The organism is Cupriavidus sp. 05N40, assembly GCF_056397305.1.
This window is the reverse complement of record NZ_JBFTND010000457.1, coordinates 1-647: the sequence shown is the minus strand read 5'-3', so window position 1 is coordinate 647 and position 647 is coordinate 1. Positions and strand designations below refer to the sequence as shown.

Sequence of the window (647 nt, the reverse complement as noted above, 5' to 3'; positions counted from 1 at the left end):
GTCGTCATCTTGTGCGTGAAGTCATTGCGAATGCACCTGATCTTTCGATGCTGATCAGCGAGCTTTCGCGATGCCTTCTCACGGTTCTTGGACGGGAGAAGACGCACCCCCGTGGGAATCCGGCCCTTTTCACCTAGGCCCATACGTTGCTTCTGCGCTTCCATCTTGCGCGACACYGACCGCTGCAACCKCGTCAACCGCTTCTGCGCCTTCTTYAGCGCACGCGGCGTCTCATAACGTTTGCCGTCAGAGCAGACGATTTCCTTGACGTTGAGGTCGACGCCGGTGACCGGGCGGCGAGCCGCCGGCTCAATCCAGCATATGTCCACCTCCTGCTGCAGCGACAGATACCAGCGTGTGCCATCGCGTGACACCGTGGCGCCCATTATCTTGCCGCCGAACCGCGGTGCCTCTTTCATCCTCACYTTGCCCAGCACGGGCAGACGTACYTGCCTTTCATCYACGGTCAGCTTGTCGTTGGCGACGTAGAAAGAATCGCGCGCCTKTCCCTTCCGCTTGAAGACAGGGCGATAAGCATTCTTTCCCYTTTTYACGTCGTCGAAGAACTTGCTCCAGGCCTTGCTCAGATTGGCAAAGGGCTGCGCATGCGAGTCACGATGCATGTCCGCGAGTCACGATGCATGTCC

At 58.6% G+C, this 647-nt stretch carries 1 protein-coding gene; it reads right to left on the bottom strand.

Features of this window, described 5'->3' with window-relative positions:
• A partial coding sequence (locus tag AC1DO7_RS41430) for an RNA-guided endonuclease InsQ/TnpB family protein (protein ID WP_477117594.1) occupies window positions 1-623 on the bottom strand: 623 nt, incomplete at its 3' end.
• Window positions 624-647: the final 24 nt, after the last annotated feature.